This is a genomic window from Mycobacterium sp. NPDC050041 (genome assembly GCF_049541695.1).
Classification (GTDB): domain Bacteria; phylum Actinomycetota; class Actinomycetes; order Mycobacteriales; family Mycobacteriaceae; genus Mycobacterium.
Genome location: NZ_JBMVDG010000002.1, coordinates 423,959 through 449,771, shown reverse-complemented (window position 1 = coordinate 449,771; position 25,813 = coordinate 423,959). Strand labels below are relative to the sequence as shown.

The following is a 25,813-nucleotide window of genomic DNA, read 5'->3' as shown; positions in this document are numbered from 1 at the left end:
GGACCGATCATTGTGCGAACGCGGGATAAAACTGTAACGTGTTCTAGTTAGAAGCCCAGATCTGGAGGTGCGACGTGGCTACTGATACCGCCGGCGCAGGCGTCCGCGAGATCGACACCGGAGCGCTGCCCGACCGGTACGCCCGCGGATGGCACTGCCTGGGACCCGTCAAGGACTACCTGGACGGCGAACCGCACGGCGTCGAGATCTTCGGCACCATGCTCGTGGTCTTCGCCGACTCCAAGGGCGATGTGAAGATCCTCGACGGGTATTGCAGGCACATGGGCGGCAACCTGTCGCAGGGCACCATCAAGGGTGACGAGGTCGCCTGCCCGTTCCACGACTGGCGCTGGGGCGGCGACGGCAAGTGCAAGCTCGTCCCGTACGCCAAGCGCACCCCCCGGCTGGCTCGCACCCGGGCCTGGCACACCGACGTCCGCGGCGGCCTGCTCTTCGTGTGGCACGACCACGAGGGCAACCCACCGCAGCCCGAGGTGCAGATCCCCGAGATCCCGGAGTCCGCCAGCGACGAGTGGACCGACTGGCGCTGGAATTCGATGCTCATCGAGGGCTCCAACTGCCGCGAGATCATCGACAACGTCACCGACATGGCGCACTTCTTCTACATCCACTACGGGCTGCCGACCTACTTCAAGAACGTCTTCGAGGGCCACATCGCGTCGCAGTACCTGCACAACGTGGGCCGTGCGGACATCAACGACATGGGCACCACCTACGGCGAGGCCCACCTGGACTCCGAGGCGTCGTACTTCGGCCCGTCCTTCATGATCAACTGGCTGCACAACAACTACGGCGGATTCAAGGCCGAGTCGATCCTGATCAACTGCCACTACCCCGTCAGCCAGGACTCCTTCGTGCTGCAGTGGGGCGTCATCGTCGAGAAGCCCAAGGGCCTGGACGACAAGACCACCGACAAGCTGGCGCGGGTGTTCACCGAAGGCGTCAGCAAGGGCTTCCTGCAGGACGTCGAGATCTGGAAGCACAAGACCCGCATCGACAACCCGCTGCTGGTCGAGGAGGACGGCGCCGTCTACCAGATGCGCCGCTGGTACCAGCAGTTCTACGTCGACGTCGCCGACGTCACGCCGGACATGACCGACCGTTTCGAAATCGAGGTCGACACCACGGCCGCCAACGAGAAGTGGCAGGTCGAGGTGGAGGAGAACCTCAAGCGCCAGGAAGCCGAAAAGCAGCGCGACGAGGCAAAGGCCGAACAGGCCACGTCATGACCGGCGAGCGTCAGGAGGCACCGGACGTCGACCGGTTGGCCCGGTCGATGCTGCTCCTGCACGGCGCCCATGACGACGAGGACGACCTGCCTGCCGCGCCAAGCCGCGGATCCTGGTCCAAGGCACCGGACTTCGCTGCCGATCCGCAACGGGCCGAGGCGGTGCGAGAGGCCAGCCAGCGTGACCGGGAGCGCTACCTGACCGCGGGTCTGGTGTCCATCGACTGCCGGTTCTGCCACGTGGCGGTGGACGTGAAGAAGCTCGGGCCGGAGCACACCGCGGTGCAGTGGAACTCCGCGGCGTCCCAGCGTTGCGCGTACTTCACCGAGATCCGGGAGTCCGGCGGTCACTCGGCCCGCTCACGCAGCTGTCCGCGGCTGGCCGACAGCATCAAACACGCCGTCGCAGAGGGCTGCCTCGAGGAGGTGTCGTCCGCCCCGTCGCCCGGCGACGGCTGAGCTGCGACACTGATCCCATGCTCAGGACCGCGGCGGCAGGTCTGCTGTGTGTCGCACTCGGCGGCTGCACCCAGGTGGTGGATGACGCGCGCGCCCGCGCCGTGGTGCCCGTTGCTCCCATCACCGCCGGACAGGTCGGCGGCCTGCTGAGCGACAAGACCGCACCGGAGCACGAGTCGAACCTGTTCGTGACGGCCGAACCCGAGAAGTGTGCCGGTCTCGCCCAGGAAGTCGATCCGCCCTTCATCTTCGCCAGGACCCCGGCCGCGCACGACGGCGGCCAGTTCTACGGCGACGCCGCACGTACCGTCTCCGTCCAGCAGATGGCCGCGGTCTACCGTGCCGACTTCGACACCGCCGCAGCCGTCGACACGGTGCGACGCGCCATCGACTCCTGCCGCGACGACGCCCTGGCGGTGACGACCATGGAGGGCAAGACGATCGACTTCCGCCTGCTGCCGCCGCGGGATTCGGGTTCGCCTCAGATCGTGCTGTGGTCCATCACCGGCGGATGGTCGTGTGACAACGCGTTCGTCGCCGCACACAACGCGGCGATCGAGCTCACCGCGTGCGCCCAGAAGAACGGCTTCGACGTGCTGTCCGTCGCACGGGAAGCGTTGCAGCGCATCAACACCCTTGCCGACATGACGGTGTGACCGTCTAGAGGCCGGCGAAGCGCTCCTTGACGATGTCGTCGGTCAACCCGTAGTCGGCAAGGGAGTAGGTGTGCTTGGGCGCGCGCGGACCCTTCTTGCTCTCGGCGTGGCTCTGCTCCATCGCGCCGCGCGCGGCGTCGGTGTACGGCAGGCCGAAGTGCCGGTAGATGCGCTCCACCTCGGCGACCGGGTCGGCGATGAAGTCGAAGTAGTCCATGTCGTAGAACTGCGCCGAGTCATGTTGCGCACGAACGGTGTTGAACCTCCCGAGGCCGCGTGACCAGGTCTCCAGCGAGTCGGCGCCGATCTGCTCGCCGACGAAGCGGTGCGACCAGCCCTCGGTGGTGTGCTGGGCCAGCGAGCACATCGAGGCCATCAGCGTCTCGGGCGGCCGGTGGCACTGGATGACGAGCGCATCTGGATAGGTCGCGAACAACGCGTCGAGCGCGAACAGATGGCTCGGGTTCTTGAGCACCCAGCGCTTCTCGGCGTCGTTGAGCCCGATCAGCTGCAGATTGCGCCGGTGCCGCTGGTACGGCTTCGTCCAGTCCTGGCGCGCCAGCCACTGCGAGTACGTCGGGACGTGCGCGAGGGTCTCGTAGGACACCGAGTGCAGCGACTGGCGCAGCAGCTGCCAGCATTCCTCGACCTCGTCGGCGGTCATGTAATGCAGCCCGGTGTAGTCCGGGTTCTCCTCGTGGGCCTTGGTGAACTGGGCGTCCAGTTGCTGGAAGACGGGATTGTCCGCCCACGTCTCGCGCGGCGGACGCGGCTGCGGGAACTCGGCCAGCCACAGCTCGAGGCCCTGGTGGCCCGGGTCGGCGGACAGCAGCCGGTGCAGGGCGGTGGTGCCGGTGCGGGGCAGCCCGGTCACGAAGATCGGCCGTTCGATCGCGACGTCGGCATGCTCGGGATACTGCTTCCACGCCGCCTCCGAGACCAACCGCGCCACCAGGGCGTTGCGCACGAAGAAGCGCTGCATCTTGCTGCCGAACTCAGTGAGGTCGGCGTCGCGCCGGAAGGACTCCAGCAGCACGCCGAGTGCCTCGCGGTAGTTGTCGTCGTCGGAGCCGAAATCGTCGAGGCCGCAGGCCTTGGTGGCCGACGCGTGCAGATCTTCGACGGTGCCGACATCGGTGCGTGTGCTCATGTCTCGACTCTCGCTCGCTCCGGTCCTCGCTCGTACCTCGCTGCGATCCTCACTCGCGTTCGCCTTCGTGGAAGCTCACGCCTTATACTCCCCGCAGTTGACGTCCAGTGCCTGTCCGGTGATCCCGCTGGACAGGTCGCTGGCCATGAACAGGATCGCCGAGGCGACCTCGTTCTCGGTGGGCAGCCGCTTCAGGTCGGACGCGGCCGCGGTGGCCTTATAGATCTCGTCGACGGTGGTGCCGTATTTGCCGGCCTGGTGGGTGAAGTAGCTCTCCAGGGTGCCGCCCCAGATGTAGCCGGGCAGCACCGAATTCACCCGGATGCCCTGCTCGCCCAGTTCGGTGGACAGCGACTGTGACATCGCCAGCAGCGCGGACTTGGCCATCTTGTAGGCGCCGTACTTGGCCTGGGAGTGCCGCACCACCATCGAATTGACGTTGACCACCGATCCGTTCGCCTCGGCCAGCGCCGGCGTGAAGCCCTGGATCAGCCGCAGCGCGCCGAACACCGTGAGTTCGATCGCGTCGCGCATGTGCTCGAAGGTGGTGTTGGCCAACGGCTTCATCGACGGGACGCGGAACGCGTTGTTGATGAGCACGTCCACCCGGCCGTAGGCCTCGAGCGTCTTCTCGACCAGGTTGGCCACCTGGGCGTCGTCGGTGATGTCGGTGCCGACCGACACCGCGCGCCGGCCCAGGCCGGTGATCTGCCCGGCGACGTCGTCCAGCCGTTCCACGGTGCGCGCCGCCAGTACCAGGTCGGCGCCGTTCTCGGCGCAGCGGCGGGCCAGCGTTGTCCCCAGCGCGGGTCCGACACCGCTGATCACGACCACCTTGCCGTCGAGCAGTCCGGTCATCGGCTCAGCCCACCATTCTGTTCTGGATCTGCTTCTGTCGCAGCGCGATACGGTCGCGCCAATCGTCCTCGGAGATCTTGTTCGAGTCGTGATGGGGCAACGCGTCGGCCACCTTGTCCACGTCCACGATCTCCACCGTCGGGCCGTCGGCCTCGGTCAGTTCGCGCGACAGCCGCTGCCACCGGAACTGCAGGTACCCCTTGCGGTGGCCGAGCGTCTCACACCAGTTCGTCACACCCGGGTTGGCGTCGGCGACGACGATGCGGATCTTGCCGTCCGGATCGGCCTGCGCCTGTGTGCCGTTGAGCGACGTCTGGTGGTTGATGTAGTCCAGCGAGATGTACCACAGGCTGCCGAGTTGGAAGCCGAGGTACGGCGCGTCGGAAACCGGCAGCGTGATCACCATGGCCTGGTGCGGCGCCAGGTCGAAGCGACCCACCGACGAGTACTGCGTGGCCAGGCCGCCGGGCGTGAGGCGGGGCGCGACCATCGTGTTCACCGGCAGGTTGTCGTAGAACCACTGTGGGAACTGCAGCCAGGTCTTGACCCGCTGGACGAGTTGCTTGCCCGCCACGGCGTAGCGCTTCTCAATGAGTTCCTTGGTGAGCGGCGGCGGCGCGGTGCCCGCGGTGTCGGTGCGCGCGACGTTGACGTAGCCGCGCTGGGCCGACCAGTCGTTGTAGACCTCACGGATCAGCAACTGCGACGGGCTGTTCGGCGTCACCCGCCACTCGAAGGTGCCGTCGTCGGCGATGTCGAGTTCGCGGTCGTCGAATGCAGCCTGGCTGGCGGGCACGTTGTCGTCGGTGTAGTCGCCGCCCAGCATCTGGAAACTCAGGTCGGTGGTGGTGCCACGCTTGCCGGTGACGACGTACTCGTTACCCGGGTGCACCCGGGTGCCGAAGTACAGCGTGTCCGGGTTGTCCAGGCCCATCTTGGTGAAGGGGCCGGTGCCGGACTGCAGGAACGGATGGTCACGGTCGTAGTCGAAGGCCAGATGCGTGCAGGCGGCGATCCCGCCGGCGAGGTACTGCAGACCTTCGAGCAGATCGGCTTCGGATTCGATGAACGGCGCTTCGGTGACGAGGCGCTCGGCCTCGGCGATGGCCTCGGCGAAGGGTGCGGAGTACACGCCTTGAAACTAGAACGCGTTCTAGTGCCAGTCAATGGTCGCGACTTGATCCGTGGTTCATATTTGGAACGTCAAGGTACATTTCTGACATGTCCACGGCTCGCACGTCGCCACCCACCGAACGCGTGGTCGCCGTGCTCGACTACCTCGCCGGCCACCCGCGGGGCCGGTTCGGGCTGTCCGACCTGGCGCGGCGCCTGCAGCTGAGCAAGCCGACGTGCCTCGGCATCGTCACCACGCTGACGTCGGCGGGCTACCTCGTGCGCGACGCGAAGGACAAGACCTATCGGCTGGGTCCTGCGCTCATCGCGCTCGGGCACACGGCCCAGGAGTCGCTTCGGGTCAACCCCGCCGCGCGCGCCGAACTGCGCCGGCTCTCGGCGGCCTACACGGCGACGGCCGCGCTGTCGGCGGTCGTGCAGGACCGCATCACGGTCCTGGACCTGGTGTCGCCACCTGAGGTGGCGGCCCCGGTGCACGTGGGCCAGAGCTATCCGTTCGCCCCGCCCGTCGGGTTGATGTTCGTGCTCTGGGACGACGACGCCGTGCGGACCTGGTTGGCCAAGGAGCCGACGGTGCCGCTGCGCACGGACGACGACCGGCTGCAACGGGTGATCGCCGAGTGCCGGGCCGACGGCTACCTGGTGGAGCGACGGACCGCGGCCGGCCAGCGGCTCTACGCGCTGACCGCGGGCATACCCAGCACACTCCCGCACGAGTTGCGGGCGCTGCTCGGCGAGATGGTGTCCGACATCGGCGAGCGCGTCTACCTGCGGAGTGAATCCACAGGCGACGGGCGGCAACGCCACGACGTCAGCGTGATCTCCGCTCCGGTGTACGACCACCATCAGCGCCAGGCCATGGTGGTCTCCCTGCACGTCGGCCGGTCTCTGAGCGCCGCCGAGATCGTCAGGCGGGCGCGCAGGCTGATGTCGTCCGCCGACGCCCTGACCGCTCAGCTGGGCGGCGAGAAGCCACCCTGGCCTGCGGTCAGCTGACCGCGGCCATCGCGAACGGCAGCACGGCAGGCGCTCCCCCGTCCCGCACCACCCGGGCGGCCATCGTCAGGGTCCAGCCGGTATCGGTGAGGTCGTCGACCAGCAGCACCGGCCCGCCCACCGCCGACACATCCGGCGTCTCCCACGAATCATGCAGCGCCGCAACGCGATAAGCCGAGTTCGCGGCGGCCACCTGGCGACGGCCGGGCCGGTACCGCAGCGTGCCCAGATTCTCCAGACGGCCCAGTTCGGCGAGCCGGCCGGCCAGCGACCCGATCAGCCGCGGCCGGGCCACCGAATCCATGGCCAGCACGGCGACGGGGCGGGTCTGCCACTCCCAGGCGGCGAGCACGTCGACCGCCGCGCGCACGACGTCGTCGCTCACCTCGTCGTCCGGCGCGTCGAGCACCGCGCGCAGCCGGGCGCCCCAGCCGAGGTCGGTGAGCCTGCCGATCACCCGTCCCGGTGCGGGTCCGTCGGCGATGCGGCCCGTCAGCGACACGCCGAGTTTGGCCAGCCCCGACGGCCACTGCTTGCGCGGGGTGATCTCCACGCCCGGCCGCAGCAGCCGTTGCCGGGTGGCCTGGGCGGTCGCGTCGTCGACGCCGGCGTCGTGGTGACTGCCCGCGCAGTTGTCGCAGCGGCCGCAGCGCTCGCCGTCGGCCAGCTCCGGATCGTCGAGCTGGCGGCGCAGGAACGTCATCCGGCACTCGTCGGTCGACTGGTACTCGAGCATCGCCTGCTGCTCACGCCTGCGCGCCGCGTCGAGGTTGCGGTAACGCTCCTCGTCGTAGGTCCACGGTGCGCCCGTGCCGACCCAGCCGCCCTTGACCCGCCGGACGGCCCCGTCGACGTCGAGCACCTTGAGCACCATCTCCAGCCGCGCGCGATTCAGGTCGACGAGCGGTTCGAGCGCGGGTGTGGACTGGGGACGGTCCGGCTCGAGTGCGCGCAGCACGTCGCGAACCATCGCCTCCGACGGGAACGCCACCGACGCGAAGTAGCGCCACACGTCCTGGTCCTCCCGGCCGGGCAGCAGGACCACCTCGGCCTCCGCCGTCGACCGGCCTGCGCGGCCGACCTGCTGGTAATACGCGATCGGTGACGACGGCGCGCCCAGGTGCACGACGAAGCCCAGATCCGGCTTGTCGAAGCCCATGCCCAGCGCCGACGTGGCGATCAAGGCCTTGACCTCGTTGGCGAGCAGGTCCGCCTCGAGCTGTTCGCGCTCGGCGGCCTCGGTGGCGCCGGTGTACGCGGCGACCGGGTGCCCGTGCTCCCGCAGCAGGGCCGCCACGTCGTGCGCCTGTGCGACGGTCAGCGTGTAGACGATGCCCGACCCGGGCAGCGAGCCGAGGTGCGCGGCGATCCACGCCGCGCGCTGAGCGGGATTGCCCGCATGCACCACCGACAGCCGCAGCGACTCCCGGTCGAGGCCGCCGCGCAGCACCACCGTGTCCCGGCCACCCACGCCCAACTGGCTCGCCACGTCGTCGACCACCCGGTCGTTGGCGGTCGCGGTGGTGGCGAGCACCGGGATGTCGGCGCCGAGGTCGGCGATCAGGGTGCGGATCCGGCGGTAGTCGGGCCGGAAGTCGTGGCCCCAGTCCGACACGCAGTGCGCCTCGTCGACGACGACCAGACCGGCGTCGCGGGCCAGTGCCGGCAGCACCTGGTCGCGGAAGTCGGGATTGTTCAGCCGTTCCGGGCTGACCAGCAGCACGTCGAGGTCACCGGCGGCGACCCGGGCGTGGATGTCGTCCCAGTCGGTGACGTTGCTCGAGTTGATCGTCGCGGCCCGCACCCCGGCGCGCTCGGCGGCGGCCACCTGGTTGCGCATCAGCGCCAGCAGCGGCGACACGATCACCGTGGGGCCGTGCCCGGCAGCGCGCAGCAGCTTCGCGGCGATGAAGTACACCGCCGACTTGCCCCACCCGGTGCGCTGCACCACCAGCGCCTGACGCCGGTGCACGACGAGTGCCTCGATCGCCCGCCACTGGTCGTCACGCAGGGTGGCGTGCGGTCCTGCCAGCTGTTCGAGAAGGGCCTGTGCCTCGGTCCGCGTCGCCATGCCGCCATCGTGCCCGGCCGCGGTGACAGGCGGACGGGCAGCTAGTCGATGACGAGCCAGATGGCGGCGAAATGGCAGAGCGCCGCGACCGCGGTGAACGCGTGGAACACCTCGTGGTGCCCGAACGTGGTCGGCCACGGATTCGGCCAGCGCATGCCGTAGCAGACGGCGCCGATGTTGTAGAGCACCGCGCCGGCGATCAGCAGTGCGACGACCGTCAGGCCGGCACCGAGCAGCAGCGTCTCGGCGAACCAGATCGCCGCCCAGCCGAAGGCCAGGTACAGGCTGACGCCGATCCACCGAGGGCCGGACGGCCAGGCCATCTTGAACAGCACGCCGGCCGCGGCGCCGGTCCACACGACCACCAGCACCTCGGTCCCGATCGACGGCGGCATGGCCAGCAGTGCGAGCGGTGTGTAGGTGCCTGCGATGAACACGAAGATCACCGAATGGTCGACGCGCATCATCCACTTCTGCGTGACCGGCGAGGTCCATCGCATCCGGTGGTACACCGCACTGACGCTGAACATCGTGATGATCGCGGCAACGTAGACCAGCGCGGCCCAGCCGGCCTCTGCCGGCCGGTCACCACTCCACGCGACCCCGATCAGCGCCGCGCCGCCGAGCACGGCGACGAACGCGGCGACCACGTGGATCCAGCCGCGGGCACGGGGTGCGAGGAACACATCGCTGACCGGACCGCCGACGGGCTCCGGCATCTGAAGCGTTCCAGTCACCACAGATCGATCGTTCAGGGCGTCTCCGATGTCACAGTAAGCCGAGTGTGCTCACGGCAACCATCGCAGGTGCGACAGCGATGCACACCATACCCGCAAACGACTACGCGTCAGAACCGGACAGGCTGTGATGTCACAATCGAGACATCTCTCAGCCCACCTCAGCGGCGGCGTCCTGCTCACGCTTGATCTCCAGCGCGATATCGATGAGCTGGTCTTCCTGGCCGCCGATCAGCTTGCGCTGACCCGCGCGGTGCAGCAACTTGTGCGCGGGCACCCCGTAGCGCTCGGACTGGCGAATGGCGTGCTTGAGGAAACTGGAGTAAACGCCCGAGTAGCCCATGATCAACGCGTTGCGGTCCAGCAGGCATTCGGCGGGCATCGCAGGCGCGACGACCTCCTCGGCCGCGTCGGCGATGTCGAAGAAGTCGATGCCGGTCTTCACACCGATCTTGTCGAACACCCCGATCAGGGCCTCGACCGGAGCGTTGCCCGCACCCGCACCGAACCGCCGGCAGGACCCGTCGATCTGCTTGGCGCCCGCCCGCACCGCCTCGATCGAATTCGCGACGCCCAGCCCGAGGTTCTCGTGGCCATGAAAACCCACCTGGGCATCGTCACCGAGTTCGGCGACCAGCGCGGCCACCCGGTCGCGCACACCCTCGAGCACCAGCGCCCCGGCCGAGTCGACCACGTAGACGCACTGACATCCCGCGTCGGCCATGATGCGGGCCTGGGCGGCCAGCTTCTCCGGCGGAATGGTGTGGCTCATCATCAGGAACCCGACGGTCTCCAACCCGAGTTCGCGGGCCAGCCCGAAGTGCTGGATCGAGACGTCGGCCTCGGTGCAGTGGGTGGCGATGCGGCAGATGGACCCGCCGTTGTTCTGCGCGGCCTTGATGTCCTCCTTGGTGCCCACCCCGGGCAGCATCAGGAATGCGATCTTGGAGTTGGTGGCCGTCTCGGCGGCCAGCTTGATCAGCTCCTGCTCGGGGGTCTTGGAGAACCCGTAGTTGAAGCTCGACCCGCCCAGCCCGTCGCCGTGGGTCACCTCGATGACAGGAACGCCGGCACTGTCGAGCGCGGCGACGATCGCGCCGACCTCGTCGGTGGTGAACTGATGGCGCTTGTGGTGGCTGCCGTCCCGCAACGAGGTGTCCGTCATCCGGATGTCCCACATCGGGTCGAAATAGATCTCGTCGGTACTCATGCCTGGCCTCCCGCCGCCGCAGTCAAAGACTCTTTCGCGATCTCCTCGCCGACCTTGGTGGCCGCGGCGGTCATGATGTCGAGATTCCCGGCGTAGGGCGGCAGGTAGTCACCCGCACCCTCCACCTCGATGAACGTCGTCACCACCGCCTGCCCGCCGGAGTTCATCGACGGGTCATCGAACTGCGGCTCGTTGAGCAAGCGGTAGCCCGGCACGTAGGTCTGCACCTCGGCCACCACGTCGCGGATCGACTGCGCGATCGCATCGCGGTCGGCGTCCTCGGGGATGGCGCAGAAGATGGTGTCGCGCATGATCATCGGCGGATCGGCCGGATTGAGGATGATGATCGCCTTGCCCCGCCTGGCACCGCCGATGTGCTGTACCCCGGCGCTGGTGGTCTTGGTGAACTCGTCGATGTTGGCGCGTGTCCCCGGCCCGGCCGACGCCGACGACACCGACGCCACGATCTCCCCGTAGGGCACCTCCACCACGCGCGACACCGCATGCACGATCGGGATGGTCGCCTGCCCACCGCAGGTCACCATGTTGACGTTCGGCGCGTCCAGATGCTCGCGCAGATTCGCCGGCGGGATCACCCCCGGCCCGACCGCGGCCGGCGTCAGGTCGATCGCGCGGATGCCCGCCTCGGCGTAGCGCGGGGCGGCGTCGCGGTGCACGTAGGCGCTGGTGGCCTCGAACACCATGTCCGGCTTCTCATCCCGCGCCAGCAGCCAGTCCACCCCCTCGTGGGTGGTCTCCAGGCCGAGCTTGCGCGCCCGGGCCAGACCCTCGGACTCCGGATCGATCCCCACCATCCACCGCGGCTCCAGCACATCCGACCGCAGCAGCTTGTACAGCAGATCGGTGCTGATGTTGCCCGACCCGACGATCGCGACTTGCAGCTTCTGCGGCATTGCTTCTCCCCTGGCTTATTCGAAACTCAGCTTGACTGAACCTAACCCGGCGAAGTCGGCGACGAAATGGCTGCCGGGTGGTGCATCTATCGCACGTGTGCACGAGCCCGGCAGCACGATGTCGCCCGCCTTCAACCGGACCCCGAAGCTCTCCACCTTGCGGGCCAGCCACGCCACCGCGGTGACCGGATTGCCGAGCACCGCGTCGCTGCGCCCCTCGGCCACGACCTCGCCGTTGTTGGTCAGCACCGCGTCGATGGCTTTGATGTCGATGTCCTTCGGCGACACCCGGGCCTCGCCGAGCACCCACCCCGCCGACGACGCGTTGTCGGCGATGGTGTCGCACAACTTGATCTTCCAGTCGGTGATCCGGGTGTCGATGAGTTCGATCGCCGGCGCGAACGCCGCCGTCGCGGCGAGCACGTCCTCTTCGGTGCAGTTCGCCCCGGGCAGGTCGTCGGCGAGGATGAAGCCGACCTCGACCTCGACCCGCGGATAGAGATACCGCCCGGCCTGGACGGGGACATCTTCGTAGACCTGCATCTCGTCGAGCAGGTGGCCGTAGTCGGGTTCGTCGACGCCCATCATCTTCTGCATGGCCTCCGACGACAGGCCGACTTTGTGGCCGATCACGCGGGCCCCCTCGGCGACCCGCTGTCGGATGTTGATGAGCTGGATCTCGTAGGCATCGACCACGTCGATGTCGGATTCGCGGGCGGTCAGCGGCGTGATCGGAACGCGGCTTCGTTCGGCCTGCGCCAGGTCAGCGGCAAGCCAGTCACGCACCTCGGCAGAGAGCATCTACCTGAATTCCCCTCGTTTCGTCGACCGGCGCAGTTGTGGGTCGGCCGGGCGATTCTATAACGTGTTCTACATGACCGGACAGGAGTACGACGTCGTCGTGGTGGGGAGCGGCGCAGCCGGCATGGTCGCCGCCCTCACCGCCGCTCACCAGGGCCTTTCCACAGTAGTCGTTGAGAAGGCCGCGCACTACGGTGGTTCCACTGCGCGGTCAGGTGGCGGCGTCTGGATCCCGAACAACGAGATCCTCAAGCGTGACGGCGTCAAGGACAGCCCAGACGCGGCCCGCCAATACCTGCACGCCATCATCGGCGACGTGGTGCCCGCCGAGCGGATCGACACCTATCTGGACCGGGCGCCGGAGATGTTGTCGTTCGTACTGAAGCACTCCCCGCTGAAGCTGTGCTGGGTGCCGGGCTACTCGGACTACTACCCCGAGGCACCCGGCGGCAAGCCCACCGGTCGCTCCGTGGAGCCCAAGCCGTTCGACGCCAAGAAGCTCGGCGCCGACCTCGACGGCCTCGAGCCGCCGTACGGCAAGGTGCCGATGAACATGGTCGTCATGCAGCAGGACTACGTCCGGCTCAACCAGCTCAAGCGCCACCCGCGTGGCGTGCTCCGCAGCCTGAAGGTGGGCATGCGGGCGACCTGGGCGAAGGCGACCGGCAAGAACCTCGTCGGCATGGGCCGCGCGTTGATCGCCCCCCTGCGCATCGGGCTGCAGCAGGCCGGGGTCCCGGTGCGGCTCAACACCGCCCTGACCGACCTCTACGTCGAGGACGGGGTGGTGCGCGGCGTCTACGTTGTTGATGCGCGCGATTCCGCCAGCGCCGAGCCCGAGCTCATCCGGGTGCGCCGCGGAGTGATCCTCGGCAGCGGCGGGTTCGAGCACAACGAGCAGATGCGGGTGAAGTACCAGCGCGCGCCGATCAGTACCGAGTGGACCGTCGGCGCGAAGGCGAACACCGGCGACGGCATCGTCGCGGCCGAGAAGCTGGGCGCCGCCCTCGACGTCATGGAGGACGCCTGGTGGGGGCCGACCGTCCCACTGGTCGGCGCGCCGTGGTTCGCCCTGTCGGAACGCAACTCGCCCGGTTCGATCATCGTCAACATGTCGGGCAAGCGGTTCATGAACGAATCGATGCCGTATGTCGAGGCGTGCCATCACATGTACGGCGGCGTGTACGGCCAGGGCGCCGGACCGGGCGAGAACATCCCGGCCTGGCTGGTGTTCGACCAGCAGTACCGTGACCGCTACATCTTCGCGGGATTGCAGCCCGGACAGCGGATTCCGAAGAGGTGGCTGGAGTCGCGCGTGATCGTCAAGGCCGACACACTGGCCGAGCTGGCAGCCGAGACCGGAGTGCCCGCCGACGCGCTGGAGGCCACGATCGCGCGGTTCAACGGCTTCGCCCGCGCCGGGGTCGACGAGGACTTCCACCGCGGCGAGAGCGCCTACGACCGCTACTACGGGGACCCGACCAACAAGCCGAACCCGAACCTCGGCGAGATCAGCCACGGCCCGTACTACGCGGCCAAGATGGTGCCCGGCGACCTCGGCACCAAGGGCGGTATCCGCACCGACGTGCACGGCCGCGCGCTGCGCGACGACGGCTCGGTGATCGAGGGCCTCTATGCCGCGGGCAATGTCAGCGCCCCGGTGATGGGCCACACCTACCCCGGCCCCGGCGGGACGATCGGTCCGGCCATGGCCTTCGGCTACCTCGCGGCCCTGCACCTTGCCGGAGTCGAGCAGCCGGCGACGGCCGGCAGGGGCGGGAACTGATGCCGATCAACCTCGACGAGGCACTCGGGGCCGAGCTCGAGCCCGACGAGTTCTCCTGGAGCAGCAGCGATGTGCAGCTGTACCACCTGGGCCTCGGCGCAGGTGGCGACCCGATGGACCCGCGCGAACTGCGCTACCTGGTCGACGACACCCCGCAGGTGCTCCCGACGTTCGGCAACGTCGCCCAGAGTTTCCACATGACCAAGCCCCCGACGGTGCAGTTCCCGGGCATCGACATCGAGCTGTCCAAGGTGCTGCACGCCAGCGAGGCGATCTCGGCGCCGGGACCGATCCCGGCGAGCGGCACCGGTGTGGCCGTCACGCGGTTCACCGACATCTGGGACAAGGGCAAGGCCGCGGTGATCTGGTCGGAGACCACCGTCACCGCACCCGACGGCACGCTGCTGTGGACGCAGAAGCGGTCGATCTTCGCGCGCGGCGAGGGCGGCTTCGGCGGCGAGCGCGGTCCCTCGACCAGCATTGCGCCGCCCGAGCGTGCACCCGACTTCGAGTTGTCGATCCCGGTACTGCCTCAGCAGGCGCTGCTGTACCGGCTCTGCGGCGATCGCAACCCGCTGCATTCCGACCCCGGATTCGCTTCGGCCGCAGGGTTTCCGAAGCCGATTCTGCACGGGCTGTGCACCTACGGCATGACGTGCAAGGCGATCACCGACCGGGTGCTCGACGGCGACGCCGCGGCCGTGGACACCTACGGCGCGCGCTTCGCCGGCGTGGTGTTCCCCGGTGAGACGCTGAAGGCGAACGTCTGGAAGGACGACGGACGCTACGTCGCGACGGTGGTCGCGCCCGGCCGCGAGGACGCCGCGGTGCTCACCGGGGTGGAGCTGATCCCGAAGTAGCGCCGCCCACGCCCGCCGTAGCATGGTCGCGGGTCGGGCGGCGCCCCGTCCGGGGCCGATGTTGGAGGTTGCGCGCGTTGATGCGTGGTGACCGCCGCCGAGCCACCCGGTTGCTGATCGCGGGCTGTCTGGCACTCGTCATCGCCGTGGCCGCAGGCATCCCCGTGTACGTCAGGCCGCAGACCGACCCGCTGCGCCACGCCGACGCGATCCTCGTGCTGGGCGGCCAGGGCGGCAGCCGCTACCGGGTCGGTCTCGACCTCGCCTCTCGAGGGTGGGCGGCCGACCTCGTGGTGTCCAATCCCGAGGACGCGGCGATCGCATGGCGCAGGGACCACTGCGCGAGTCCGCCGCCACGGGTGACGATGCACTGCTTCGTACCCGACCCCGGAACCACGAAGGGCGAAGGCCGCGAACTGCGGCGCCTTGCGGACCGCCACGGCTGGAAGAGCGTCATCGTCGTCACGTTCCGCCCACACATCTCGCGTGCACGCTTCATCCTCGAGCAGTGCTTCGACGGTGAACTGACGATGGTGGCCAGCTCGACGGGCACGTCTGCGGCCGAATGGGCCTGGCAGTACGTGTACCAGACCGCCGGCTATCTACGGGCGGTCGCGCAACCCGGGTGTTGAGTCGAAGCGCAGCTCACGACGACCGGCGAGATCTCGCCGCAGCCTTCGTGGCCACGCCCGCCACCGCGGTGGACACCGACCGGAACCGGCTCGGTGACACGACGCGCAGCGCAACGAGATACACGCCGGCGAGCAGTGCGCACTCCGCGACGACCCAGGCGAGGCCGGGGGCCACTGCCTGCCGGTCGGACAGGATGACGAACTGCTCGAGCGGCAGCACCGCCGCGGTGGCGATCAGCGCCGCAATCGTCGGCGGCACGAGACAACCGATGATCTCGCGCCGTGTCGTGCCGACGACTCGGTGAGCGAGCGCGAGATTGACCGCGCCGACGACCAGGCAGGTGGCCGAGATGGCAATGCTCACCCCGAACAAGCCGTACGGGAGGAGCAGCAGGATCGCAGGCACACCGACGCCGAGGGCCAGCGCAGGCGACCACATGAGCAGCGAGGACCGGCCCGCACCCTTGATCGCCTCACCGTTCACCGAGTTGAGCGCCGCTCCGAGGCCGATTCCCGCCATGGCGGCGGTCGCGACGCCGGCGCCGCGCCATTCCTCACCGAGTAGGAGCACCACCAGTGCCTCCCCGGTGACCACGAGCACCGCTGCCAGAGGCGCTGCGGCGAACCAGATCCAGCCCAGCGCCCGCAGATATGCGTCCTTGAATCGATGGCTGTCACCCGAGATCCGGGAGAAGGCGGGGAAGAGCACGTGCGAGCAGACGGTGACGACCGCCAGGGAGGGCAGCGACGCCAGGCGGTACGCATACCGGTACTGCCCGAGCACCTCGGTCCCCATCGCGCGGCCGACGACCAACTGCTCGAACACCTCCCGCAGCCGTTCGGCGATGGAGTCCAGCAGCAGGGGAAAGGAGTACCGCGCCATCTCGCGCCAGACCGGAAACGAGAACCGCGCGGCGAAGGGCCGCCATCGCGCCATCCACCAGCTGAGGACCACCGCGGTGACCGTCGATGCGTACCACCCGATGACCATCGCCCACGCGCCGTATCCCATCGTCGCGAACACGATCGACACCGCCGCGAACGCAATGGAGACCGCCGGCGTGATGATCATCTGCCGGGTGAACTGAAAACGCCTCTGCATCAACGCGTCCGGCACACTCGCACACACGTGGAGCAGCATCACACCGGACGTCGCCGCCGCGATCAGGGCGACCTCGGAGCTGTGGAACAGCATGCCGATGACCGGAGCGGCGGCGAGCACCGCCAGGGTGCCGAGCAGGCCGGTGACGAAGGTCGCCACCAGCGCCGTGTTGGCGGCCTGCTCGATGTCCCCGTCGCGGTGCACGAGCGCCTGCACCAGAGAGCCCTGCGAGAACGTGACCAGGAATCCGATCAGCACGGAGCCGGCCATGAAGATGCCGACCTGGGTGGGCCCGAGGAGTCGGCCCAGCACGATGGTCTGCACCACCGTGGCGGACTGGGCGACGATCAGTCCGACCGCCGACATGGTCGCACCGCGTTTGAGAACGCCGGCGAGGCCGGTGGCCGACTCGCTCACCCGACCGACCCTGCGTGCCTGCGGCGCGTCCGGCGTCGCAGCCCGTCGCCGGCGTTGTTCTTGACCGCCCGCAGGCGCAGCGCGACATCGCGCCCGAGATGGGTCGCCGCGACCGCGACCACGGCCCGCAGCGTGCGTCGCTGCCGGAAGGCGTCACGCGCGGCCCGGCGAGCCGACGGGGCGTCGCCGTCCTCGAGCGCCGATCTGGCGGTGGTCAGCGAGTGGTGATAGCGCAATCGGCGCAGCATTCCCGTGCGCGCCGCGACGGAGTCGCTCATCCCGTGCTCGCGCGCGGCGGTCAGGTACGACAGTTGCATCCGGCGTTGGAACGCGTCGACCTTGTCCGGGTGGTGCGAGAGCGACTCCGGCCTGAAACGGGTCTTGACGAGGGAGTCGGGCAGGATGCGGAGATCGCGGCCGGTGCTGACCAGCCGCAGCCACAGGATGACGTCCGGCTCGAGATCGGCCGGGCATTCGTACCCGCCGAGGTCGTCCCACACCTCCCGCCGGATCAACCCGACGTACGGCGGAGCGCCCTCGGCCAGGACCTCGCTGAACGTCACCGTGCGCGAGGGGTCGGGGGTGGTCCGGCGTCCGGTCGAGGTGAAGAAGTCCTCGAGTTCGCCACCATCGTCGAGGTCACGGAACATGACTGCGTTGCAACCGATCCCGTCGATGCCCGGATCAGCGGCGACCAGTGAGCGCGCACGCTCGCAGAACCGCGGCGCCACAGCGTCGTCACTGTCCAGCACGCAGAGGTAGCGGCCCGACGCGGCCGCCGCTGCCGCGCTCACGCCGCCGGTGTACCCCTTGTTCTCCTGCCGGATCAGGTGGACGCGGGAATCCGCGGTGTACGGCCGTACGGCGTCCGCCATCGCTTCGGAGCAGCCGTTGTCGACGACGACGAGTTCCCAGTCGCCGTCGGTCTGCGCCAGCACGCTCTCGATCATCTCGCCGACGTACTGCTCCGTTTCGAACGCGGTCGTCAGGAAGCTGACGAACGGGCGTCCGCCTCCTTGTTCGCCACGCGCCTCGACCATCACCAACCGATTCCGCAGTAATTCGGCCCGGTCCGCAACTCCGCCGCGTTGGGCAACCGGACCAGGTCGATGATCAGCGTCTCCGCATCGGCACGGGCCACCGCCTCCACGACCTCGGGTGCGCGCGATCCGGCGATCAGGACGTCACCGTGGTCGAGGACCGCATCGACGTCGTCGGTGAGGAGGTCTCCGATGTGCGGGAGTTGCTGACGGATGTAGCTCTTGTTCGCGCCGATCAGCCGCGACAACGTCACGTTGGCGTCGTGGATCTTCACGTCGAAGCCCTTGCCGATGAGCCGTTCGGCGAGTTCCACCATCGGACTCTCGCGCAGGTCGTCGGTGCCCTGCTTGAACGACAGCCCGAACATGCCCACGTTCCTGCGACCGCTTGCGACCACCATGTCGACCGCGCGGCGCAGGTGGACTTCGTTCGACGTCAAGAGATTCGCCAGCAGCGGCACGTCGATGTCGTGGCGGCGCGCGGTGTGGGTGAGGGCCCGCACGTCCTTGGGCAGACAGGAGCCGCCGAACGCGAATCCGGGGCGAAGGTAGGCCGGACTGATGTTGAGCTTGGTGTCGGCCAGGAACACGTCCATCACGTCGTGGGAGTCCAGACCCAGCGACGAGCAGATCGCCCCGATCTCGTTGGCGAAGCCGACCTTGAGCGCGTGGAAGCTGTTGTCGACGTACTTCGTCATCTCGGCGGTACCGATCGGCACGTTGAACCGCGGTCCCGGCAGGCCTTCGTACAGCTCCATCACCATCTCGCCGCTGCGTGGCTCGGTCTGCCCGACAACGGTTTTGGGCGGATCGAGGAAGTCCCGCACGCTGGACCCCTCGCGGAGGAACTCCGGGTTCACGCACACACCGAAGTCGATGCCCGCACGCTTGCCCGACGCCGCTTCGAGACGCGGTATCAGCACGTCCTCACACGTGCCGGGCACCATGGTGCTGCGGTACACCACGACGTGCCAGCCGTCCTTGACGGCCAGCGCCGCGCCGATCTCGTCGGTCACCTGCTCGAGGTAGCGGGTCGACAGTCCGCCGCCCGAGCCCGACGGCGTGCCGACGCAGACCAGCGAGATGTCGGAACGCAGAACGGCTCGGTGCGAATCGGTGGTCACCGTCAGGGTCTGCGCGGCGACGACATCGGCGACGATGTCACCGATTCGCTCCTCGACCACCGGTGACCGGCCCTGTTGCAGCAGCTGCAACTTCTCGGGGCTCACGTCGACGCCGATGACCGTATGCCCCCGCATCGCCAGACAGGCTGCCGACACGCACCCGACATACCCCAGGCCGAACACACTGACCGTTGACTTCTGTTGGTTCACGGCGCGTTGACCGTCCTTCCTGATGATGGAAAAGGGCCCCGCACAATGGCGCCGGAGAAGATGCGGTCGATGATGAGTTCTCGGGCCACCCCGTTCTCCTCCCACGTGGCGGTGGTGCGGCCGGAGTGCACGGTGATCGTCGGTTGCGTGATCGCGTCGATGTCGCGGGTGCGGATCAGGGTCAGGACGGTCATCGGTGCCACCGCGGCGCATCTGACGCCGAGCAGCCACGAGGGCGTCCTCGACTCGAGCCGATCGGACCACCATCCGAGATCGTCGTGCGTATCCGCCCTGACCTGCTCCGTCCACAGCGGACGGGTGGCGGCGTAGCGGAGACCCAGTACCGGCTCCCCGGCCCGCATCACGTCGTGGCCGTCGCCGGTGCAACACACGTCGAGTCCGGGCGCCAGCGGCCACGACACCACCGCGTCGTGCTCGGCGGCACCGTCGATGAGATCGATCACCGCGATGGTCGGATCGTCGGGCCTGGCGATCAACCACCGTCGGTGTACCACCGGATCGTCGAGCCTGCGGTAGCCGTCGTGTTCGGCGTCGACGACTCCGCCTGCCATGTCGACCGACCGGACCCGGCATCCGGCGTGCCTGCTCCACAGGAACGCCCCCGCCATCACGGACTGGTCCAGTCCGTCGACGCACACGGTGGGGTGTGCCCGGGTGCTCCGGTGCGCTGTGCGCCACTTCGGATTCCCGTAGTAGCTCGCGGTACCCGGGTCGACGATCAGGTCGGTGCCGTGCGCGCTGAGTGTGACGGCGAGCGCGTCGGCATGCCCGTGCGCGGCGATCGAGAGGTAACCCAGCGGACCCACGTCCATCGTGAGCCGGCGGCCGCCCGACCGCAGCACCACCAGTCCGCCGTCCGGAGCAAAGAAGTTCGCGTGCGCCGGGCGCTGCGCCCGCAGGATCTGCTCGAGGTCGGCTCCGAACGCGGTGGCGTACCACGCCGCGGTGAGCGTCGTCTCGACCGGTGTCGTCGCGGTGCCGGTGAGCGCGGCGGTGACGCCGAGGTGCCGACGCACCGACTGTTTCGGCTCGACGCCCAGTCGCAGCGCGACGCCGTCGTCATCGTCGCCGTAGCGCGGGTCGGGATCCCCCTCGCCGACCAGGCCGGCCAGGTAGCGCGAACTGCGCGCGACGGCGTCGGCGAGCTGCGGCGGCACGTCGTCACCGCGCAGACGCAGCAGGGCGATGACGATGGACATCAGCTCGGCCGTGAAGATCTGATAGGCGACCGACTGCTCGGCGCCCGCGCCGTCGGGGAGGATCTGGCGGTCCGCCTCCGTCACGAGGATGGCGATGCACCTCTCGAACAGCTCGGCGGGAGCGGCGAGTTCCGGCACCAGCAGGTGGACGACGGCCAGCCCGGCCATCTCGCCCACGAGGTGGTTGTTCGCCGAACTGAAGCGGGACTGGCCATGCCAGCAGTAGCGGGCGCTGGCGTCCAGCATGCGGACGACTCGCCGGAAACGGGCCTCGGTGAGCGCGGGCGAGTCGCGCAGGCCCTGGAGTGCGACGGCGACCGAGATCGCCCGCAGACCCGCTTCGAACGCGCCCCGCCAGGCGATTCCACAGCCGACGGGATTCTGCTCCAGCCAGCCTTCGAGCTGATTCAACGCCGTCTCCGCATAGTGCGGCCGACCGGTGAACAGCCACGCCTGCGCCAGTGCCGGCAGGTGTTGCAGGCGGTTCAGCTCCCAGATCCACTTCGGATCGCACGGCGCCACCCGATGGTCGATCCGGTCACTCGGCGTCGCCGGCCAGCGGTAGTCGGCGATCGGGTCGTGGTGCCAGTCGACGACCGTCCCCACGCTGACCGTCGGATAGCCGAAGTAGGACCGCTCACCGGCGACGCAGCGATCGGCTTCGGTGACCATCGACTCGACCTCCGACGGATGACCTGCCGCGATCGCCTCCGCATGGACCCGGTCGAGCAGAACCGGGCGATCGTCGCCGCGCCGGAAACGCCGGAGCGCCTCGGACCAGTCGACGTCAGCGAGATTCAGCACTTCCCTGTCAGTTCGCTCATATCGGCTGCCCGGGGACGACAGGCGTCCGCCCACCTGCCTGGCTCGCCATGCGATCTCCCTGGCAGACATGGCGGATAGCCGATCCGCGTACCACGTCAGACTGGACACTTCGCCCCTGGTGTTCGTGAACCACTTGGTTCGCCGATGCAATTTCAGCAAAGCGTACTAGAGTACGTTTGCAGCTTCCAGTGGAGGGATACCGACCGCAGATGGCGTCACGACAGTCCGGTGGCCTGCTCGGCGCGGATCACCGATCCGCGACGGGCTCCGACACCGGTGACACGGCCGATTCCGTCGACCCTGCAGAAGCCGGGGCCGCAACCCGGCGCGGCCCGCGGATGACGACCGGCGAGCGCGTCGTCTACTCGCTCCTGACGGTGACGGGACTGTCGTTCTGGTTCTTCCTGGGCTTCCCGTACGCGAATCACAACGAGTCCTTCGCCATCGTCGCGCAGCTACGGGAGATGGGATTCGCCGACGCACTGACCCAGATCGCCTATCCGGTGGCGAACTACCGTCCGCTGGGTCAGGCGGTCGCCTGGCTCGGGTACCGGTCGAGCGGCACGATCACCTCAGTCCAGGTCTTCAACTACGTCGTCGCGGTGGCCGCATGGCTGCTCCTGCTCGCCTCGGTGCGTGAGCGCAGAGCCTTCGCGGTCACCGCACTCCTGGTCGGCGGTGTGTTCTTCACCGGGTACATCTATCTGTTCCACCTCCACGGCGTCTTCTACAGTCCGCTGCTGCTGCTGGTGGCCGCGATGTTCTGGGCAGACCGTGACCTCACCCGCGGCCGTCTGCTCGTCGTGGCCGCCGGTGCGCTGGTCGCGGCGTTCTTCCATCCCTATGCGCTCGTGGTGCTCATCGCGGCGCTGGCGGGGATGGCGCTCGAACGACGCGGATCTCACGCCGGCCCGCGGGCCATGATGACGGGTGTCACCGGCGCCGCGACCGCGCTGTTGGTCGTGCTGGTCGTGTCCGAGCGCCGAACGGACCCCAGGACGCTCGGCGAGATGTTCGACGGACTGCTGGTCTCCTACCGGATGGTGGAGGTCAACCCCCTGATCTCCGTGATCGCGCTCGGCCTGGCGGTGGTCACCGCCCTCACTGTCCCGCTGGGCAATCGGTTGCGTTTCGGCCTGACCGCCGCCGCGGTGCTGGCCGGTGCGGTGTGTCACCTCGCCGGGCTACCCATGCTCCTGGTGTGGATCGCCGTCTGCCTGGTCAAGGCCGCCGTCATGAAGAAATGGTGGATCGCACTCGTACTCGTCTGCGCCGCAGCCTTTCCCGCGCCGACGGCCACCGGATCGCCGACATACACCGTGTTCGCACTCATGGTGTGCTGCGCCGTCCTGCCCTACGGCTGTGGCCGATTCGAGGAACGCATCGGCAATCGCAAGCCGGTCGCGGCCGTGGTCGTGGTGACCGCGGCGTCGGTGCTCTTGGTCGTCCTGCGCTTCGGCGTCGACGTGCCGGTGATTTCCCGGCTCTCTGCGCCACTGGTCGCCGAGCAGCAGAAGACCTTCCAGATGGAGGAGATCGTGCGTTGGCTCGTCGCGTCGGGTTACGACGACTACGACCTCCGGTTCGTCGGGCAGAGAGACAACCCGACCGACTCCGCCAATGCCGTCGACCGGGTGCACCGGCCGCCGACCAACGAAGGAGATCTGGCGCGCTACGTGCAGGCACTGCGCGGACCCGGTGCGCCGCAGCCCATGCCGGGAAGGCATCTGATGGTCGGCTTCGGCTCAGACGTCATGCCCGCAGGCACACGCGTGCTCGTGCTGCCGTCGGGAACGGCGGGCGATGCCGTGGTGGTGCTCCCGGATCGTTAACCCGCTCGGTCGGACGACGGCGTGCGGACGACCTGCCGGTACAGCGAGTCGATCTGGCGGGCCACCGCATCCACGTCGAAAGTGTTCGCACACCGGTCTCGAGCCGCTGATCCGAGCCGGACGCGCAGGTCGGCGTCGTCGATCGCCCGCTTCAACGCGGCTGCGATCGAGTCCACCTCGTCCGGCGCGACGATCAGCCCGCAGCCTCCACCCACCATCTCCGGTAGGCCACCCGCGCCGCTGGCGACCACACACATCCCCCTCGCCATCGCTTCGAGCACCGCCATCGGCTGGCCCTCGTTCCGCGACGGGAGGACGAGGATGTGACTGCGATCCAGCAGATCGGCGACCGCCTCCTCGGAGAGCCATTCGTGGGTCACGACGGTGTCGCCCACACCGAGCTCGCGGATGCGGGCCCGGGCACGGTCGGTCTCTCCGTCGCCCGCGAGGGTCAGCTTCGCCGCTGAGACCCGCACATCACCGGCGGCGGCAAGTCGCGCCCACGCCTCGAGCACCCGGAAAGCGCCCTTCCGATCGCCGATGCGGCCGAGGAACACGACCTCGACGGGGTCACCGGGCCGCGGTTGAGCGACCTGCCGAGCGGATCGCACGGCGTTGGGGACGACCGTGACGCGGGCCGACGGCGCGATGGAGCGCAGGCGCCCGGCCCAGACCTCGCCGAGCGCGATCACCACGGCCGCCCGGCTCAGCGTGCGACTGATGAACGTCCGGGTGAGCAGCGGCGAATCATCGTGGAAGCTTTGGAAATCCGACCCGTGCATGTGCACGATGACCGGCACGCGCGCGGCCGTGCTCAGCCACAACAGGATCGCCTTCCGGAAGAAGCTCGCGTCGGCGCTGGAGTGCAGGTGTACCACGTGTGGCCGGAACCGGACGAGATCGGCGCCGAACCGGAGCACGCCGGTCGCGAACGCGAGCAGCTTCGCCGCCTTCGACCCGTCGACGTGGGTGGCGATGTGCCGGACCTGCCAGTCGTCCCACAGCGACGTCTGCTTCAGTTCGCGCACGTAGGTCGCGATTCCACCTCTCGTGCGCATACTCGTGGAGACCCACAGTGCGCGCCCATCAGCCATGCAGGAAGCCGGATCGGCTGCGGGTGCGGCTCAGAGAATCTGCGGCCCTCGCGCGCTCGGACCAGCCGACGGCGGTACCCACGATGAGGAAGACCACGGCGGTCGGGAAGTCGAACAGGCGCAGGTCGACGGTCAGTCCCGACGAGAACAACACAGCGAGCGCGACGATCGCGATCACTGCGAGCGGTTTCCCGCACAGATCCTGCTCGGGCAGTGATCGGTACGCCGTCCACAGCCGGCGCACGATGAGCAGCAGCACGGTGAGCCAGAGCCCGAGCCCGATGAGTCCCAGTTCGGCGAGGATCCCCATCTCGTTCGTGTGTGAGACGATCCCGTAACCGTTGCCCCACGGCACCTCGGGGGACCACTGCTGATGGTGATAGGTGTTGATGGCCTGGAATCGCTGGATTCCCCATCCGGTGAACGGTTCTCGCGCGGCCGCCCACAGGGCAGTCTGAATGATGTTCATCCGGTCGTCGACCTCGCTCGCCGAGCCGATGCCACCGGCGTTGCGGTCGGCACTGGTGAAGGTCGACCAGTTGGTCAGCACAGCGCCCGCCACGATCGCCATCGAGATGGCGAAGCCGCGGCGACTGCCCTTGGCGAGCAGCGCCCCGATGACGATTGCGAGCGCGGCACTGAGCCACACCGCCCTGGTGTAGGTGAAGTAGATGCCGAAACCGCATGCGAGGGCGGTCACAGCGGCAACGCAACGCAGCACCGCCGGCTCGGTTCGGCGAGACACCAGCACCATCGCGATGGTGAAGCCGAGCACCATCGTCAAGCCGTTCACGACAGGCTGATTGAACACCCCGATCGCGCGATCGGCCCAGGTGTCCACCCCCGGCGTCAGTGAACCGTCGACGATGAAACGCGGCCAGACCATGTCCTTGGGCCCGGTGAACTGCATGATGCTGACCGCGGCCGAGTAGCCGGCCATGAACACGACGGCCCACAAGAGCAGCCGGACAAAGGATTCGCGGTTGAACGCGTAGCGCCCGATCACGTACATCAGGAAGGGCACCATGACCCCGGTCATGATGAACCGGGGCACCGAGAACACCTGCCCGGTCAGCGGATCACTGGCGGGATACTTGTGCGGGTAGTACATCGAGTAGATGTTCCACGCGAGGTAGAGCGCAAAGGCGCACTCGACCGCACCGATGCCGCGCAGCCGCACCGTGGTGTGACGGAACCACACGGCCATCGCGACGACCGCTATTGCGAACAGCACCACGAAGATTCCGTCGGGAAGATACGGCTTGAGCCCGAGGTGCAGAAACGTCGTGAGAACCAGGGCGAGGGCGGCGACGATGGGGGCGACGGCCGGCCCGCTGAGCGTCTCCGCCGCTGCCGGCGCCCGGGTGGTGACCGGCGGCGCCGTCATCACCGTGCCGGCGCGGGCGTCGCCGCGCCCGTCGAACTCTGTCATGCGG

22 protein-coding genes are annotated in these 25,813 nt (G+C 68.5%); 8 read left to right on the top strand and 14 right to left on the bottom strand.

Features of this window, described 5'->3' with window-relative positions; translation table 11 throughout:
• The first annotated feature begins 74 nt into the window (after positions 1-74).
• The 3 genes from ACPCHZ_RS07440 to ACPCHZ_RS07430 are packed head-to-tail and all read left to right on the top strand — an operon-like array spanning position 75 to position 2,364.
• Positions 75-1,250 carry a Rieske 2Fe-2S domain-containing protein gene (locus tag ACPCHZ_RS07440; protein WP_423484159.1) on the top strand — a complete coding sequence of 392 codons (1,176 nt, stop codon included), beginning with the start codon at positions 75-77 and terminating at the stop codon, positions 1,248-1,250.
• Positions 1,247-1,708 (top strand): hypothetical protein, encoded by a 462-nt coding sequence (locus tag ACPCHZ_RS07435; RefSeq protein ID WP_423484158.1) that lies wholly within the window; start codon positions 1,247-1,249, stop codon positions 1,706-1,708. Before ACPCHZ_RS07440 ends, ACPCHZ_RS07435 begins: the two co-directional genes overlap by 4 nt.
• Before the next feature lie 17 nt (positions 1,709-1,725).
• Positions 1,726-2,364, top strand: a complete 639-nt coding sequence (locus ACPCHZ_RS07430) for a sensor domain-containing protein (protein ID WP_423484157.1) — start codon at positions 1,726-1,728, stop codon at positions 2,362-2,364.
• 4 nt (positions 2,365-2,368) lie between these two features.
• Here the strand turns inward: ACPCHZ_RS07430 and ACPCHZ_RS07425 are convergent, their stop codons facing one another.
• From ACPCHZ_RS07425 to ACPCHZ_RS07415, 3 genes are all read right to left on the bottom strand, one after another.
• On the bottom strand, positions 2,369-3,514 hold the full coding sequence (locus ACPCHZ_RS07425; RefSeq protein ID WP_423484156.1) for a sulfotransferase family protein: 1,146 nt from the start codon (positions 3,512-3,514) through the stop codon (positions 2,369-2,371).
• A gap of 75 nt (positions 3,515-3,589) precedes the next feature.
• On the bottom strand, positions 3,590-4,372 hold the full coding sequence (locus ACPCHZ_RS07420; protein WP_364975913.1) for an SDR family oxidoreductase: 783 nt from the start codon (positions 4,370-4,372) through the stop codon (positions 3,590-3,592).
• 4 nt (positions 4,373-4,376) lie between these two features.
• Positions 4,377-5,504, bottom strand: a complete 1,128-nt coding sequence (locus ACPCHZ_RS07415) for a hypothetical protein (protein ID WP_423484155.1) — start codon at positions 5,502-5,504, stop codon at positions 4,377-4,379.
• A gap of 89 nt (positions 5,505-5,593) precedes the next feature.
• Between ACPCHZ_RS07415 and ACPCHZ_RS07410 the strand changes: the two genes are divergently transcribed.
• The gene (locus ACPCHZ_RS07410; protein ID WP_423484154.1) at positions 5,594-6,502 is read left to right on the top strand and encodes an IclR family transcriptional regulator; all 909 of its coding nucleotides are present in this window, start codon (positions 5,594-5,596) and stop codon (positions 6,500-6,502) included.
• Here the strand turns inward: ACPCHZ_RS07410 and ACPCHZ_RS07405 are convergent.
• From ACPCHZ_RS07405 to ACPCHZ_RS07385, 5 genes are all read right to left on the bottom strand, one after another.
• A complete protein-coding gene (locus ACPCHZ_RS07405; RefSeq protein ID WP_423484153.1) occupies positions 6,495-8,573 on the bottom strand; it encodes a RecQ family ATP-dependent DNA helicase in 2,079 nt (692 codons plus the stop codon). The two genes, ACPCHZ_RS07410 and ACPCHZ_RS07405, sit on opposite strands and share 8 nt — an antisense overlap.
• Positions 8,574-8,614: 41 nt before the next feature.
• Positions 8,615-9,310 (bottom strand): PAQR family membrane homeostasis protein TrhA, encoded by a 696-nt coding sequence (gene trhA / locus ACPCHZ_RS07400; protein ID WP_423484152.1) that lies wholly within the window; start codon positions 9,308-9,310, stop codon positions 8,615-8,617.
• Positions 9,311-9,461: 151 nt separating this feature from the next.
• Positions 9,462-10,520 carry a 4-hydroxy-2-oxovalerate aldolase gene (gene dmpG, locus ACPCHZ_RS07395; protein WP_364975927.1) on the bottom strand — a complete coding sequence of 353 codons (1,059 nt, stop codon included), beginning with the start codon at positions 10,518-10,520 and terminating at the stop codon, positions 9,462-9,464.
• Positions 10,517-11,434, bottom strand: a complete 918-nt coding sequence (locus ACPCHZ_RS07390; protein ID WP_423484151.1) for an acetaldehyde dehydrogenase (acetylating) — start codon at positions 11,432-11,434, stop codon at positions 10,517-10,519. Before ACPCHZ_RS07390 ends, dmpG begins: the two co-directional genes overlap by 4 nt.
• A 15-nt stretch (positions 11,435-11,449) precedes the next feature.
• Positions 11,450-12,235 carry a 2-keto-4-pentenoate hydratase gene (locus tag ACPCHZ_RS07385; RefSeq protein ID WP_423484150.1) on the bottom strand — a complete coding sequence of 262 codons (786 nt, stop codon included), beginning with the start codon at positions 12,233-12,235 and terminating at the stop codon, positions 11,450-11,452.
• A 73-nt stretch (positions 12,236-12,308) separates the two neighbouring features.
• Here ACPCHZ_RS07385 and kstD point away from each other — a divergent pair, with 73 nt between their 5' ends.
• From kstD to ACPCHZ_RS07370, 3 genes are all read left to right on the top strand, one after another.
• Complete coding sequence (kstD, locus tag ACPCHZ_RS07380) at positions 12,309-14,021, top strand: 3-oxosteroid 1-dehydrogenase (protein WP_423484149.1); 1,713 nt, start codon at positions 12,309-12,311, stop codon at positions 14,019-14,021.
• Positions 14,021-14,881, top strand: coding sequence for a MaoC/PaaZ C-terminal domain-containing protein (locus ACPCHZ_RS07375; protein ID WP_423484148.1), 861 nt, complete (start codon positions 14,021-14,023; stop codon positions 14,879-14,881). The genes kstD and ACPCHZ_RS07375 overlap by 1 nt, the downstream gene beginning before the upstream one ends.
• A gap of 80 nt (positions 14,882-14,961) precedes the next feature.
• On the top strand, positions 14,962-15,513 hold the full coding sequence (locus ACPCHZ_RS07370; RefSeq protein WP_423484147.1) for a YdcF family protein: 552 nt from the start codon (positions 14,962-14,964) through the stop codon (positions 15,511-15,513).
• A 13-nt stretch (positions 15,514-15,526) separates the two neighbouring features.
• Here ACPCHZ_RS07370 and ACPCHZ_RS07365 read toward each other — a convergent pair whose 3' ends face one another.
• The 4 genes from ACPCHZ_RS07365 to ACPCHZ_RS07350 are packed head-to-tail and all read right to left on the bottom strand — an operon-like array spanning position 15,527 to position 21,430.
• A complete protein-coding gene (locus ACPCHZ_RS07365) occupies positions 15,527-17,032 on the bottom strand; it encodes an oligosaccharide flippase family protein (protein WP_423484146.1) in 1,506 nt (501 codons plus the stop codon).
• Positions 17,029-18,072, bottom strand: a complete 1,044-nt coding sequence (locus ACPCHZ_RS07360; protein ID WP_423484145.1) for a glycosyltransferase family 2 protein — start codon at positions 18,070-18,072, stop codon at positions 17,029-17,031. The genes ACPCHZ_RS07365 and ACPCHZ_RS07360 overlap by 4 nt, the downstream gene beginning before the upstream one ends.
• Entirely contained in the window at positions 18,072-19,379 is a 1,308-nt protein-coding gene (locus tag ACPCHZ_RS07355) for a nucleotide sugar dehydrogenase (RefSeq protein WP_423484675.1), read from the bottom strand. The genes ACPCHZ_RS07360 and ACPCHZ_RS07355 overlap by 1 nt, the downstream gene beginning before the upstream one ends.
• A 23-nt stretch (positions 19,380-19,402) precedes the next feature.
• Positions 19,403-21,430, bottom strand: a complete 2,028-nt coding sequence (locus ACPCHZ_RS07350) for an alginate lyase family protein (protein WP_423484144.1) — start codon at positions 21,428-21,430, stop codon at positions 19,403-19,405.
• Between the two features lie 230 nt (positions 21,431-21,660).
• Between ACPCHZ_RS07350 and ACPCHZ_RS07345 the strand changes: the two genes are divergently transcribed.
• The gene (locus ACPCHZ_RS07345) at positions 21,661-23,283 is read left to right on the top strand and encodes a hypothetical protein (protein WP_423484143.1); all 1,623 of its coding nucleotides are present in this window, start codon (positions 21,661-21,663) and stop codon (positions 23,281-23,283) included.
• Here ACPCHZ_RS07345 and ACPCHZ_RS07340 read toward each other — a convergent pair.
• Positions 23,280-24,311: a glycosyltransferase family 4 protein gene (locus ACPCHZ_RS07340; protein WP_423484142.1), complete on the bottom strand. Its 1,032-nt coding sequence runs from the start codon at positions 24,309-24,311 to the stop codon at positions 23,280-23,282. The two genes, ACPCHZ_RS07345 and ACPCHZ_RS07340, sit on opposite strands and share 4 nt — an antisense overlap.
• 58 nt (positions 24,312-24,369) lie before the next feature.
• Positions 24,370-25,809: an O-antigen ligase family protein gene (locus ACPCHZ_RS07335; RefSeq protein ID WP_423484141.1), complete on the bottom strand. Its 1,440-nt coding sequence runs from the start codon at positions 25,807-25,809 to the stop codon at positions 24,370-24,372.
• Positions 25,810-25,813: the final 4 nt, after the last annotated feature.